This window comes from Ulvibacterium marinum, from assembly GCF_003626755.1.
GTDB lineage: Bacteria > Bacteroidota > Bacteroidia > Flavobacteriales > Flavobacteriaceae > Ulvibacterium > Ulvibacterium marinum.
In genome coordinates, this window is record NZ_RBCJ01000003.1 from 1060962 (window position 1) to 1075296 (window position 14335).

Genomic DNA, 14335 nt, shown 5'->3' on the forward strand with positions numbered 1-14335 from the left:
CTGCTGCGGATGAAGCAATCCGTTTAGTTTGCTTTCAAAAGGAACAGTTTGCTTCACTGCGTTCGCAAAGACGTACTTGCTAATCCTCATTTGGCACATTGATTTTATCCCCCAAAAACAAGGCATTCAAAAACAACCGATTTGTACCATACCAGGAGCCCCTAAAATTGGGATTGTCCGCAAAAAGAATGACCCGCCCGTTCCCAAGCTTACTTATCAATAATGAGGCCGAAGGTTTTAAAAATTCCTCCATGTTCTTTTGGGTAATGAACCCATCTATATGGGGTTCATTGGCATATTGGGCCACGGTGGCATAGGCATTCTTGCTGGGTGAGAGCCATACCTCATTATTTTTATACACCGGAATCTGTTGATTTCGGTAGCCAAAACCTAAGGGGTGGGTAGTGTCCAGGTCCACTTTAAGGATAACACCACCTATTTGCTCCTTACCGATGTTCTCGGGGGCGTCCACATAGGGCTTTCGTTTTACAGCTGCCAGGGAATCGGTCTCGGTTTTGGTCAGTTTTTCGCTTACTAACTTCTTTTCAATCGCCCATTTGGCGGCCGTACCAATGGTAATCAAGGTATTTCCGTTCTTTACCCAATCCTTAATTTTGTCCCTTTGTTTTTGGGTCAGGTCATAACTTCCGGAAACCATGACCAGCAAGTTATATTTATCTAGGTTTACCCTGTTAAAATTCCGCATTGGGAGTTTGGTAATGGGCATGCCTACACGGGTATCCAACAAGTGCCAGACTTCCCCTGCCTCATAGGAACGTACGCCATGACCAATCAACATGGCGGCTTTGGGGGTTTTCAAGGTCTTAACGTTACGACTGCCCAGATCGATGCCCTTTGCATTATAACCTGTGGGGACCCCATATACGGGGACCTGAAATTTTTGTTGCGCCTTTTGGATAATCCCGTATACGTCATCTGCCGATTTCTTTTGGAGGGATACGGGTATTACCAAGGCACCATAATTGAATTCTTTTCCGTTGGGGCCTATTTTTGCCGTAAAAGGCTTAAAGGATGAAGAGACCACCAGACCTTTGTGTTGAAGTCGGTTAAGCAGGGCAGGGGCATTATAATCGTCCCAATCCACAATATAGGCATAGTCCGATTTTTGGACTGGGGCCACGGTGACCAAATTTTCGGTCGATTCCACTTTTTCACCTAAATTCAGTGAATTTAGCGGTCGGTATTTCATGTTATAAAAATTGGCCACAGACCAGGCGGAGGCATCATAATATACACTATCCCGATACTTTTCATAGGTTTCAAACATCGTCTGTACCATCCGGTATTGCGATTGTCCTGTAGGCACCACATAACTTTCTCCTGACCTATATACATCTATTTTATGTAGTAAAAGCTTATCGATAAAGGCCTTGGTACGGTTGGCATCATATACATCCCCAAAGGAGTACCCTCTAATTTTACTCTTTCCGGCATTGGTCAGGGCACTTTTAAAGAAATCCTGTTGGTATTTGCGTAAATAGGCCTTGTTTTCCACGGCCGCCTTTACGGTAGATATGCTTGAGACGTATTGGTTCCGAATAGTAAACGGAAAAGTAATCTCGCCAAAAGGAGTTTTTTGTCGATGCCCACGGCTACTGGCCTGCTCGAACAACAATCCCAGACCGCCTTGTATATCCGGATAGGAGGAACCATAGCCGGGATAGGTTCCATCAAAGGCCTCCTTGGTAAAATAAAACGAGCCTATACTGTCCAATGCTCTGGCAAAATAGTTCCCGAACATTTCGTTGAGGTCTTCATAATTTTCCTTAGGCATAATAGGATCTAGGGAACCGTTGGTCTTCATGGGCTCAAAAAAGTAACTGCTCTGTGTCCCCATTTCATGAAAATCGGTCACAACATTCGGATACCATTGATGGTACCAAACAAGCTTTCCACGACTTTCCGGATGGATACCCAAGAGCCAATCCCGGTTTAGATCAAACCAATAGTGATTGGTCCGTCCCCCGGGCCAGTATTCATTATGCTCGGCATCCTGTGGATCGGCCACTTCGGGATTTCCTTGGTACATATTGGCCCATTGTGTATGTCGATCGCGCCCATCCGGGTTTATGGTCGGGTCTATAAAAATAATTGCCTTTTTGCGATAGTTTTGAATTTCGGGATGGTTTGAGGCCACTAGGGTATAGGCCATTAACAAAGCCGCCTCCGAACTAGAAGGTTCGTTGCCATGTACATTGTAGCCTAAATTGATAAATATGGGCACCTCGTCATAATTGGAAACAGTTTTTGACGGGTCGGTAAAAGCCAAATGTTGCTGTTTTAAAGTGGTCAAATTCGAAAAGTTCTCCGGAGTGGTAATCGTTAGCATAACCAACTTGCGTCCTTCATGGGTTTTTCCATATTCCTTAAGAGAAGCTTGATTTGACACTTCAGCCAATTTTTCCAAATAGGCAACGATCAAATCATGGCGGGTATGATGTTCCCCGATATCATAGCCCAAAAATTCCTGGGGAGTTGGAATATCAGCTGCGAAGGGATGGAACTTTTTGTAGAAATAATCCTGTGCCTGAAGGGCACCACTGCAAAACAGCAGCAAAAGAAGAGTTTTTTTGAGCATGGAAAAATGGTTTTGAATTAGTCGCTTAAATATAGGGATAATGGTGCAGAATTACCCTACAACGCCTACGGATACCTGGATTATTGTCGATGCCCCAAAATAGAAGGATTTCTGTTGTATTGGTGATGATTTTACCTCTGAAATTCAGGGTATTTGGCAATTAAGCCAGGGATGGTACCTTTTGGTGGATTTCCCGAAACTTTACGATGTAATAGGTACCTTTTTTAGTAACGTCCCGAATTATGGAACCCCTAAGCTGCCTAGCCAAATTGTGAATAAGTTTTAGTCCTAAAGACTTGGTGGTCTTATGGTTCATGGTTTCCGGAAATCCGATACCGTTATCACCTATGTTCAGTTGATACTCGCCATCATCACCTCTTCGTAGTTTAATAAAGATTTCCCCTTCGGAATCGTCAACAATACCATATTTAAGAGCATTTGTTACGGCTTCATTGATCAATAAGCCCAGGGGTATGGCGGTATCAATATTTAGTTTAATATCCGGAATATCAATATCCAAAGTAATATTGCTACTTGTTCCTTTAATGGAACGCACGAGATATTCTGCCAGTTCCTCCACATAGGATTTATATTCTATTTTGGAAAGATCCTCGCGCATATATAACATCTCATGCACCATGGCCATTGAGATAACGCGATTTTGACTGTTTTTCAAGAGATCCTTGGTCTGTTTGTCATCAATATTCCGTGATTGAAGACTAAGAAGACTGGATACGGTCTGCAGATTGTTCTTTACCCGGTGGTGTACTTCCTTGAGCAGGGTTTCCTTTTCCTTTATTTTCTCCTCTACCTCACTTTTGGTCTTATACAGTTTATGATGTACATGTAATAAATTCTTCCCGAATACCCCGCCCAAAAGATAAACGGAAAATAAAACACTCAATAAGGCGAATAAATCCTTGGAACCTTCCGGTACTACATTGGACGTAAAACTAAAATCCGTAATACTCTGCGCATAAATAAGTAGGACAATGGATAGGATAAGGTATAGGTAAAGGGCACCATAAGATCTAGTGCTCATGTACCCCGCCACGACGACCAATGCCAAAACAAATATAAACGGACTGTTGATGCCTCCACTATACAAAGTAATGATAGTAGCTCCCACCAGTGCCATGATAGAAACGATATTATAGGCAAGTGTCAGACTTTTATGATATTTATAGAGAAAGGTGTTTAATAAGTTGAGCACACCAAACGCCAAAAAAACATAAGGAATAATTTTGGTAATGTTAAGTGCGAATAAGCAGAGCAAGCAGAAGACCAAAGAGCAAATGGAGGTGAAGTAATTCACCTTGAGCACCAATTTGGCCTTATCCCGTAATCTTTCTTCCATTCCCTTATCGTCTTGCATATCCAATCGTATTAGATACCGATGCTGTTGGCGTATGCCATAGAAAGGGTAGGTCAGGTTAGGGTTATGCCGTAAAACTAACCATGTTTTGATATATCTTCCAAATGGTGATGCTACTATTTTAGGTGCGGGGAAGTTTTTTTGTCTTTTTACAGAACATACCTTAAGTACTATACCTCAAATATACTTTAAGAGGCCAGCTCACATTTTTTACAGAGTTGCCCTCAACCTCTTTTAACCTTGGGCTTCAAATCGGTCAAATCTGCAATTTTAATAGGCTTGCCCCCTTCAATACTGCGGCGTGCACCTACACCGATTAGAATAGACATAGCTCCATCCCTGACTCCCGCCGTACGGCCAAATTCGTCTTCAGTTTCAGGGCTCTTGAAGATTTTATCGTGCAGTCTTTTGTCACCACCGCCGTGACCACTTTTCTCCATGGGGACTTGTACCGTTTCATGGGTCTTCCAAAGCTTATGTAAGATTACAGGCTCGTAATAGATTTCATCCTTGCTGGTCTGGGCCATTTCCTTGGTGTGTTTTTCGGCTTCGTCCGTGGTCTCATTTTTGAAGTATGGGATATCCTGCCAGGCTTCGATTCTACCTTTGGTACCATTGATGGCCGCACGCCAACCTTCATAAGGTGAGTAGGTGGTCAAGGAATAGTTTAGAATAGTATTGTCGGCATATTTTACCTGGGCCGACATTTTATCATAGATATCGATTTCTTCCCGGAACAAACAGTTGTCACGAATGTAACCATCCTCATGCTCATGGTCTACATAAAGCTTTTTACTGAATTCGTCCTTATTGATGTCCCAATAGAAATCACATTTGGATTGATGTTCACAAGTTCGGCACTTATCGCCACGGAAAGGTCCATTCTTGCCATAAAACTCCAGATCTCCATAGGCGAATACTTCCTCAGGTTCGGAGTCTATCCACCAGTTGAGAAGGTCAAAATGATGCGTGGCCTTATGTACCCAAAGGGAACCACCACTTTCCATCTGTCCGTGCCAACGTCTAAAATAGGAGGCCCCATGATAGGTGTTGAGATACCAGTGGAAATCTATGGAAACCAACTTTCCAATAGCGTTGTTGGCTAAAAGTTCCTTCACTTTGGTAGCATAGGGACTCCATCTATAATTGAAACCGACAATAAGATTTTTATTGGATTTTTTTTCGGCATCCAGAATCGCTTGACATTTAGTCTCGTCCGTGGTCAAAGGCTTTTCGGTGAGTACGTCACAGCCCATTTCCAATCCTTTGATAATGAACTTATGGTGAGTAGAATCCTTGGTGGTCACAATGACCAAATCCGGTTTTGTACTGGATACCATTTTTTCAAAGTCCGTAAAGGTAGGGCAGGAGACACCAATATAACCTTTCCCGTATTCCAATCTGCTGGAATTGATATCGCTTAATCCCACGAACTCCAAAATATCGGAATACTCATCTACTAAACGCTTGCCCCAAAAGGTAATACCTCGGATACCTGTGCCGACCAATGCTACTTTAAGTTTTTTTGAAGCACCAAAATCAAAGGCATGTATAGGCATTGCGGCACTGGCCGCCAACATACTGATGGATGAAAGGAATTTACGTCTGGATGTTGTCATTTTTAAAAACTTAGGTTTGTTTTAAAGATATTGAATTTTTGGGTCATCTGGGTTGAAGCCTACCGGATTTGGATGAAAAAGACCACCTTTTGAGTTATTTGCATAAAAAACGGCGGCCGATAGGCCGCCGTATGTCATATAAGGTAAAACTTTTTAGTCTTCGGTCAATACCCACTCACCTTTGTCGATCAAAGGTTCGGCCTGCTTGTACTTAACGGTTTTACTTTCTCCGGACATGATGTTTTTAATAGTAACCCTTTCGTTCCTGCCAATTTTAGGTCGTTCACGAACAATGGTTTCCGTAATCTGTGGCCGTTGTCCTTGTGTCTGGCCTGCAGCTCTGTTTCTTGCCGCCAACTCATCACTGTTGGGAATTTCTTCTTTACTGGTCTGAAGATTTTCCTTGGGCCTACGAACGTTTCGGGCCTCCTGTATCTCATTGGGATTGGCCGTAGGCAACTCTCCTTTGAACAAGAATGAAACCACCTCACCGTTTACCTTTTCTATTATGCTTTTGAAAAGCTCAAAGGCTTCAAATTTATAGATCAGCAAAGGATCTTTCTGTTCATGGACCGCCAGTTGTACGGACTGCTTCAGTTCATCCATTTTGCGGAGATGGGTTTTCCAGGAATCATCTATTATGGCCAGTGTGATGTTCTTTTCAAAATCGGTGACCAATTGCTTGCCATCACTTTCATAGGCATCCTTGAGGTTGGTTACCACGTTTAAGCTCTTTACCCCATCGGTAAATGGCACAACGATACGCTCAAATTTATTGGCATTGTCCTCATACACTTTTTTGATTACCGGGAAAGCGGCTGCCGCATTCCGCTCCATTTTATTTTGATAGTACTCATAGGCTTCCGAATATACTTTATTCGCGATTTCCTGAACACCCATCCTCGTAAATTCCTCCTCGGATATGGGGGATGTGATGGAAAAGTATTTAATGAGTTCAAACTCAAAATTTTTGTAGTCGTTGGCTGCCTTGTTGGTATCGGCTATTACCTCACAAGTATCGTAGACCATATTGGCAATATCCACCTTAAGGCGCTCGCCTTGAAGGGCATGACGTCTTCTTTTATAGACCACTTCCCGCTGGGCGTTCATAACATCATCATATTCCAATAGGCGTTTCCGAACCCCAAAATTGTTTTCCTCTACTTTTTTCTGAGCCCTTTCTATGGATTTGGTCATCATGGAATGCTGAATGACCTCACCTTCTTCCAGTCCCATCCTGTCCATCATTTTAGCTACACGTTCCGAACCAAAGAGTCGCATTAGATTATCTTCCAAAGAGACATAGAATTGTGAACTTCCTGGATCTCCCTGACGACCGGAACGGCCCCTTAGCTGTCTATCTACTCGCCTGGAATCATGACGTTCCGTACCTACAATGGCCAATCCACCAGCTTTTTTGACGGCATCTGTTAGTTTAATATCCGTTCCCCGGCCTGCCATATTGGTAGCAATGGTTACCACGCCAGGTTTACCGGCCTCGGCTACGACATCAGCTTCTTTTTTATGCAATTTGGCGTTCAATACATTGTGTTCTACTTTTCTAATGGTCAACATTCGGGAAAGCAGTTCTGAAATCTCTACCGATGTGGTACCGATCAAAATAGGTCTACCCTGCTGGGAAAGTTTGGTAACCTCATCGATAATAGCATTGTACTTTTCCCTTTTGGTCTTATAAATAAGGTCATTCCTGTCGTCACGCGCTATGGGTCGGTTGGTGGGAATTTCCACAACATCCAATTTATAGATTTCCCAGAACTCGCCAGCCTCTGTAACGGCAGTTCCCGTCATACCGGCCAATTTACGGTACATCCTGAAATAGTTTTGTAAGGTAACCGTGGCAAAGGTTTGGGTAAGGGCTTCTATCTTTACATTTTCCTTCGCTTCAATAGCTTGATGCAACCCGTCCGAATAGCGGCGCCCATCCATAATTCTACCGGTCTGCTCATCCACGATAAGCACCTTGTTTTCAATGACAACATATTCCACGTCCTTTTCAAAAAGTGTATACGCTTTTAACAACTGGGTCAAGGTGTGGATACGCTCACTTTTAACCGTAAAATCCTTGAACAGGTCTTCCTTGAGCTCGGCTTCTTTTTCGATTTCCAAATTTTGGTTTTCGATCTTTGCAATTTCACTACCGATATCCGGCATTACGAAAAAGTCCCGATTCTGTTCGCCGGAAAGGTAATCTATCCCTTTGTCCGTGAGTTCTATTTGATTGTTCTTTTCTTCGATAACAAAGAGCAAATCCTCATCTACCTTGGGCATTTCCCTATTGTTGTCCTGCATGTAGAAATTCTCCGTCTTCTGCAACAATTGTTTTATACCCTCTTCACTCAGAAATTTGATCAATGCCTTATTCTTGGGCAGGCCTCGATGCACACGTAACAGTAGAAAGCCACCCTCCTTGGTGTCACCCTCGGCAATCAACTTTTTGGCCTCGGCCAGAACCCCTGTCAGGTGCTGGCGTTGTTTTTGGACGATTTCCGAAATTTTGGGTTTCAATTCGTTGAATTCGTGTCGGTCGCCTTCAGGTACAGGTCCTGAGATAATCAAAGGGGTACGGGCATCATCGATCAATACGGAATCCACTTCGTCCACAATAGCGTAATGGTGGGGACGTTGTACCAGATCCTTAGGGGTATGGGCCATATTGTCCCGCAAGTAATCAAAACCAAATTCGTTATTGGTCCCATAGGTAATATCGGCATTATAAGCAGCTCTCCTTCCATCTGAGTTGGGACGATGATGGTCTATGCAATCCACTGAAAGTCCATGGAACTCAAAAATAGGGGCCATCCAAGCACTGTCCCGTTTGGCCAGATAATCGTTTACCGTTACCAAATGGGCTCCTTTACCGGACAGGGCATTAAGATATAAGGGCAGCGTGGCGACCAAGGTTTTTCCTTCCCCGGTCTGCATTTCCGCAATTTTTCCTTGATGCAGGGCTATACCTCCTATGAGCTGTACATCATAGTGTACCATATCCCAAGTAACCTCTTTGCCAGCGGCATCCCAGGAATTTTTCCATACGGCATCATCACCATCCAGGGATACGTAGTCTTTTTTTCCTGAGATTTCACGATCAAATTCCGTAGCTTTTACCCTAAGTGTCTCATTTTTAACGAATCGCTTGGCGGTTTCCTTTACTACGGCAAAAGCCTCAGGGAGGATATCATTTAAAGTGTTTTCGGATAGTTTATAGACCTCTTCCTGGAGTTTATCTATTTCCGCATAGATTTCCTCATTTTTATCAATGTCGTCAGAGGCCTGTACCTCCTCCTCCAATTGTTCTATTTTATCACTAACTTCCTTGCAATCTTCCTGAATCCTTTGTTTGAACTCCATTGTTTTGTTCCGCAACTCGTCGTGGCTCAACGCTTCCAATTGCGATTCGAAAGACTTTATTTTAGCGACCAAAGGTTGTAGTTCCTTAACATCCTTTTTGGATTTATCACCTACAAAAGCCTTTAGAACTGAATTTAACAAACTCATATTGTTATCGTATTTCTATCAAAAATCATGGTAAAATCAAAAAGTACAAATGACCATGGTCTTTATTAAATGTGTATTTCCCTAAGGATACCTGCTAAGTGAACAAAAGGTATTCCAGTTTTTAAAATCACCCAAAATATGGGGATTTCCTGCCAAAATTACATAAAAAAAAAGCCTCGTTAGAGACTTTTTTGTTGCAATTGCGTTAATGTTATCAATATTCGTCCTCGTTCCAGAGGTAATCTTCTTCGGTAGGATAATCCGGCCATATCTCTTCAATGGATTCATATATTTCCCCACCTTCTTCTTCCATAGATTGAAGGTTTTCCACAACCTCCAAAGGAGCACCGGTACGGATGGAGTAATCTATTAATTCATCCTTGGTAGCTGGCCATGGCGCATCACTTAAATAGGATGCTAATTCTAATGTCCAATACATGGTAATAGTTTGATTTTAAATTTTTTGCAAAAATAGATTTTAAAACGACATTGTCAAGTTATTTCGCAAGTATTTCAGCCGTTTTGCCTATTTATTTTTGTTTTAATAGTTTGATAACGAAGAAATAATGAAATTATTAGAGAAAGACAAATTTAACCGATGAATATTCAACTTTTGAGTCCATCTGTTGTCTTTTACTTTCCCTTTTCGGGAATCCATTTAACCTCCTCCGCATGCAAATCTTTCGACAACTTTCGTGCCAATACAAAGAGATAGTCGGAAAGTCTGTTTAAATATGACAAAACATGATCATCAAACGGTTCTTTTTCATATAATTGAACGGCCAAACGCTCTGCGCGCCTGCAGATGGTTCTGGCAATATGGCAGTATGATACTGTCGTGTGGCCTCCTGGTAGTATAAAATGTGTCATTGGTGGAAGCGTTTCCTCCATCTTATCCATTTCCTTTTCCAGCGTTACGATATCCGCACTTCCTATTTTCGGGATATTCAGTCTTTCCCGCCCATTCTTTAATAGGGCCTTCTTAGGATCTGTGGCCAAAATAGCACCGACCGTAAACAATTTATCCTGGATCTTGGCCAATAGTTGTTTGGTAGGGGCATCGATTTTTTGATCCCGAACTAGTCCCAGCCAGGAATTAAGCTCGTCCACCGTGCCATAACTGTCAATTCGCATATGGTGCTTTGCTACCCTTGTGCCGCCGTACAATGCCGTGGTGCCATCATCACCCGTCTTGGTATATATCTTCATTTTGTAAATTCAAGTTCAAGGCCATAGTTTAGCCCGTAATGTGCTTTCCGAATACCGTTTGCCGTGAAATTATAGTTGCTTACTCTTTTTTATCGTCTTCCTTTTTCCTATGACGGCCATATCCATCCATAAATTTTTTGTCCCTTCGGCGTCTGGACTGCTTCTTATTGTAAATCGTAATGAAGAGATATACCACAAAAAGTATTCCCAGTACGGTGTAAATTGAATAATCCATAATGTTTTCCTTAGTATTTAAAATTACGCGATCATATCCGAATTTTAAAATGTTCCTCCGCCTGTTCTTTCCTAAAAAATACGGCACCACAGTAAAAGAAATCCAGGGTCACGGTGACATGTTCCCATTTTTTGATGTTTTCCCAATGTGTCTCCATTTTTTTGTTTTTGTGGATGGAATTGATTAGTAGCATGCTATCGTTATGTACCCTATTTCCAGATGGGCCATACTCTTGGTGGGATACTTCATCTGGATGCTCCAAATAGATAATATCGTATGGTTTTCCCTGGAATGCCATTTTGGAGGAATTCTTCTGGATCAAATCTTTCAGAACAATGTCCTCTTTAGGAAGTAGAATTACTTTGGCCTCAAAATAGTCAACGCTTTTTAGCAACACATCAATGACCTTATTGCCTTTGTACCTGGTTTTGGTATATATGGATCGTGTAATGAAATTATAGACAAACGGGGAATGCACCCCATGTTGATTGCTGGAGGTTATTAGGAATTTTAGGTATTTGAAGAGACCTGACAACATTACTACTATTCAAATGGACATTTGTTTACCAAGGCTTAGCAAGTTTTCAAAAGGTCACAGGCATATTCAATGATGAATTTAAATTCTATCCATACCACAATGGCTACTCAAGCATTGCCGATAATTCAAACCACCGTTCGGTTTTTTCGTCTATGGCATCTGTTACTTTTTGTAACTCGACGGATAGTACATCTATTTTCTCTCCACCAAGTGAGGGGTCCATAAATTTTTGCTCCAATTCGATTTTCTTATGCTCTAATTTTTGGATTTCTTTTTCCAACTTTTTGTATTCCTTTTGTTCCAGGTAGGAAATCTTAGCTTTGCTATCCTCGTCTTTCCATGTGTTTTTGGGCTTCGGTTCGGAAGTGTCTACCTTTTCCTGGGTAGCTTCAGTAATTTTGCTGTTCTCATAGGTTCTATAGTCGGAATAATTACCTGGAAAGTCCTCGATAACAGTATTGCCCTTGAAAACAAAAAGATGGTCCACGATTTTATCCATAAAATAGCGATCGTGGGATACCACAACGAGACAACCGGGAAAATCGAGTAAAAAATTCTCCAATACATTTAGCGTTACAATATCCAGATCGTTGGTGGGTTCATCCAAAATCAAAAAATTGGGATTTTGAATGAGTACGGTACACAGATACAATCGTTTTCGCTCTCCGCCACTCAGTTTTTCGACAAAGTCATACTGCTTTTTACGATCAAAAAGAAAACGTTCCAATAACTGCTGTGCTGAAATCTGCCGTCCTTTTTTTAAAGGAATATGGTCCCCGAACTCGCGGATAACATCAATAACCTTCTGACCTTCTTTAATAGTAATTCCAGTTTGCGTGTAATAGCCAAATTTAATGGTATCCCCAACCACTATTTTTCCACTGTCAGGTGTATCGGTTCCGGTAATGATGTTCAAAAATGTGGATTTTCCGGTACCATTTTTTCCAATAATTCCCACACGTTCGCCCTTGGTAAAGGTATAATCGAACTTATCCAGAATGGGTTTTTCCGTATAGGATTTTGAAACCTTATGGAGCTCCAGGATTTTGCTGCCCATCCGCTCCATATTTATTTCCAGCTGTATTTCATGTTCCTTTCTACGCTGATGGGTTTTTTCCTTGATGGTATGGAAATCATCGATACGGGATTTGGATTTCGTGGTACGTGCCTTGGGTTGCTTACGCATCCAATCCAATTCTTTTTTGTACAGACGTTGGGATTTATGCTGCTCTACCGATTCCTGTTCCAAACGGGCTTCCTTCTTTTCCAAATAATAGGAATAGTTGCCCTTGTAGGCATATAGCTTACCATTATCCAGTTCCAAAATTTCGTTACAGACCCGTTCCAGAAAATAGCGATCATGGGTAACCATGAATAGGGTCATATTTTCCTTTGCAAAATAATTTTCCAGCCATTCTATCATCTCTAGGTCCAAATGGTTGGTAGGCTCATCCAAAATGAGTAGGTCTGGTTTGTTGATCAGTGCATTTGCCAAGGCCAAACGCTTTTTCTGTCCTCCGGACAGGAGTCCTACCTTGGCATCCAAATTTTCCAGTCTAAGCTTAAAAAGAATCTGTTTGTATTGGGTTTCAAAATCCCAGGCGTTGTAGCGTTCCATGGCCTCAAAAGCTTGTTGATAGGCATCTTGATCATCTGAATTTGCCAACGCCCTTTCATAATCCGAAATTATTTTGAGCACTTCGTTATCGGATGCAAGGATGGTCTGCTCCACGGTGAGCTGCGGATTTAAGTCCGGTTCCTGTTCCAAATAGGAGATACGGATACTTTTTCGGTAGTTTACCTGCCCGGTATCAGGAACATCCTGCTTGGAAAGGATATTCAAGATCGAAGTCTTCCCAGTACCATTTTTGGCGATCAAGGCTATTTTTTGATCCTTGTTGATACCAAAGGATATATTTTGGAAAAGCACGAGTTCCCCATAAGCCTTGGCAATATTTTCTACTGTGGTCAGATTCATCCCTTAAAATGTCCTGGAATTCCGAAGTTGCAACAATACATAGAAATAGCGGGTTCCCAAAGCTAATAGAATAGGTAAAAGCAAAGGTGAGAATACCTGAACCTTAAAAAGCCCAAAAACAATCACCAAAACCAAAAGCCCCATAAGTATTTTTAGATACCCGGATAGCCATTTCGGAGGCACCGTTCTTCGAATCAGGAAAAAAGATAGGATTAAGTTCAAAGGGAAGGCCCATAGTATATTAAGGTTACCGATTGTGGCGGTATGATCCGTTAAAAACCAAAGGTAAAAAATAAGGCACCCGGCCAATCCGGTACTAAAAAAAAGTGTAAAATCTAGCCAACGACTTCTCTTGCCCTTCTTAAAATCAACAAAGGTGGTTATCCAAACCGTTGCCAATACAATCAAAAGCCAAAATAATGGTGTCAAGAAAAAATTGTTGTTCTTTTTGGTAGGGAGCGTCTGCAAGAGCGTTTTGGTCGTATAGGCAATGGGCTTTTCCCCCAATTGAGCACCTTCCAATTGCTGCATTACGTAAATAGGTAAAAACATATGTTCTTTTGGAGAAGCTATTTTATCAATGACGGACCCCAGGGCAAGATCAATTCCAAAAGCCGACCAAGAATTTGTTTCCAAGTGCTGATGGATCAACTCCCGAAATGTATACAGGTTTTTTAAATACCCTTCCTTTAATTGCAATTGTTCACCATATACTTCCTTAAGTACGTCCCAAATCTTTGAAGCGCAATTGTCATAGAAAAAATCATATTTATACGTTCTGTTTTCTGGCCGGTTATTTACTTCCAAAAACCGGAACAGTTCTTGGCGCTGCTGCTGAGTGAGGTCTAATATCTGTTCCTTTACCCATCGGTTTTCGTACTTATAGACGCTTAGAAAGCTATCCATTTTCTGTCTACTCAACGAATACAATAATTTGCCCTGTGCAAATTCAAAATAGAATTTCGGGGGATTAAAATTAAAAGTCCCATAATTATACACTACATCTATTCCAATGGATGGGTCGTTTACCCTAAAGGCACTATGGCCAAAAGTGGTATAAAGGTCGCTTCCGGAACCACAGGTAAGTACGCTTATTCTAGATAGTTGTGAAAGCTGTACCTCTTGGGAAATACCCCAAAAAGACAAACTAAAAGATAACGTTAACAAAAGTGCTTTTAATCGCATGGTCTGCCAAGTAATGGTGGCTTAGCAAATATCCGAATAAAATGTGGACTAATCCGATTGCCCAAAAATTGTCTTATTTTT

10 protein-coding genes are annotated in these 14335 nt (G+C 41.7%); all 10 read right to left on the reverse strand.

From position 1 onward, the window contains the following. Window positions 1–79 precede the first annotated feature (79 nt). Window positions 80–2599: a M14 family zinc carboxypeptidase gene (locus D7Z94_RS17795; RefSeq protein WP_120712902.1), complete on the reverse strand. Its 2520-nt coding sequence runs from the start codon at window positions 2597–2599 to the stop codon at window positions 80–82. Between the two features lie 160 nt (window positions 2600–2759). Next, the gene (locus tag D7Z94_RS17800) at window positions 2760–3974 is read right to left on the reverse strand and encodes a sensor histidine kinase (protein WP_120712903.1); all 1215 of its coding nucleotides are present in this window, start codon (window positions 3972–3974) and stop codon (window positions 2760–2762) included. Window positions 3975–4198: 224 nt separating this feature from the next. Continuing rightward, window positions 4199–5593 (reverse strand): Gfo/Idh/MocA family oxidoreductase, encoded by a 1395-nt coding sequence (locus tag D7Z94_RS17805; RefSeq protein ID WP_170158849.1) that lies wholly within the window; start codon window positions 5591–5593, stop codon window positions 4199–4201. Between the two features lie 153 nt (window positions 5594–5746). Continuing rightward, window positions 5747–9109 carry a preprotein translocase subunit SecA gene (gene secA / locus D7Z94_RS17810; protein WP_120712905.1) on the reverse strand — a complete coding sequence of 1121 codons (3363 nt, stop codon included), beginning with the start codon at window positions 9107–9109 and terminating at the stop codon, window positions 5747–5749. Between the two features lie 214 nt (window positions 9110–9323). Next, on the reverse strand, window positions 9324–9548 hold the full coding sequence (locus D7Z94_RS17815; RefSeq protein ID WP_013994285.1) for a DUF2795 domain-containing protein: 225 nt from the start codon (window positions 9546–9548) through the stop codon (window positions 9324–9326). Window positions 9549–9742: 194 nt separating this feature from the next. Beyond that, a complete protein-coding gene (locus D7Z94_RS17820) occupies window positions 9743–10318 on the reverse strand; it encodes a cob(I)yrinic acid a,c-diamide adenosyltransferase (protein ID WP_120712906.1) in 576 nt (191 codons plus the stop codon). A 79-nt stretch (window positions 10319–10397) separates the two neighbouring features. Then, on the reverse strand, window positions 10398–10553 hold the full coding sequence (locus D7Z94_RS25790) for a hypothetical protein (protein ID WP_170158850.1): 156 nt from the start codon (window positions 10551–10553) through the stop codon (window positions 10398–10400). A 31-nt stretch (window positions 10554–10584) separates the two neighbouring features. After that, entirely contained in the window at window positions 10585–11091 is a 507-nt protein-coding gene (locus D7Z94_RS17825) for a hypothetical protein (protein ID WP_120712907.1), read from the reverse strand. A 103-nt stretch (window positions 11092–11194) separates the two neighbouring features. Further along, window positions 11195–13069 carry an ABC-F family ATP-binding cassette domain-containing protein gene (locus tag D7Z94_RS17830; protein WP_120712908.1) on the reverse strand — a complete coding sequence of 625 codons (1875 nt, stop codon included), beginning with the start codon at window positions 13067–13069 and terminating at the stop codon, window positions 11195–11197. A gap of 3 nt (window positions 13070–13072) precedes the next feature. After that, the gene (locus D7Z94_RS17835) at window positions 13073–14254 is read right to left on the reverse strand and encodes a lipoprotein N-acyltransferase Lnb domain-containing protein (RefSeq protein ID WP_120712909.1); all 1182 of its coding nucleotides are present in this window, start codon (window positions 14252–14254) and stop codon (window positions 13073–13075) included. Between the last annotated feature and the right edge of the window lie 81 nt (window positions 14255–14335).

What these genes read in the sequence shown, in the direction of transcription:
- D7Z94_RS17795 (WP_120712902.1), bottom strand. Translation starts at nt 2,599, where the DNA reads ATGCTCAAAAAAACTCTTCTTTTGCTGCTGTTTTGCAGTGGTGCCCTT.
- D7Z94_RS17800 (WP_120712903.1), bottom strand. Translation starts at nt 3,974, where the DNA reads ATGCAAGACGATAAGGGAATGGAAGAAAGATTACGGGATAAGGCCAAA.
- D7Z94_RS17805 (WP_170158849.1), bottom strand. Translation starts at nt 5,593, where the DNA reads ATGACAACATCCAGACGTAAATTCCTTTCATCCATCAGTATGTTGGCG.
- secA (WP_120712905.1), bottom strand. Translation starts at nt 9,109, where the DNA reads ATGAGTTTGTTAAATTCAGTTCTAAAGGCTTTTGTAGGTGATAAATCC.
- D7Z94_RS17815 (WP_013994285.1), bottom strand. Translation starts at nt 9,548, where the DNA reads ATGTATTGGACATTAGAATTAGCATCCTATTTAAGTGATGCGCCATGG.
- D7Z94_RS17820 (WP_120712906.1), bottom strand. Translation starts at nt 10,318, where the DNA reads ATGAAGATATATACCAAGACGGGTGATGATGGCACCACGGCATTGTAC.
- D7Z94_RS25790 (WP_170158850.1), bottom strand. Translation starts at nt 10,553, where the DNA reads ATGGATTATTCAATTTACACCGTACTGGGAATACTTTTTGTGGTATAT.
- D7Z94_RS17825 (WP_120712907.1), bottom strand. Translation starts at nt 11,091, where the DNA reads ATGTTGTCAGGTCTCTTCAAATACCTAAAATTCCTAATAACCTCCAGC.
- D7Z94_RS17830 (WP_120712908.1), bottom strand. Translation starts at nt 13,069, where the DNA reads ATGAATCTGACCACAGTAGAAAATATTGCCAAGGCTTATGGGGAACTC.
- D7Z94_RS17835 (WP_120712909.1), bottom strand. Translation starts at nt 14,254, where the DNA reads ATGCGATTAAAAGCACTTTTGTTAACGTTATCTTTTAGTTTGTCTTTT.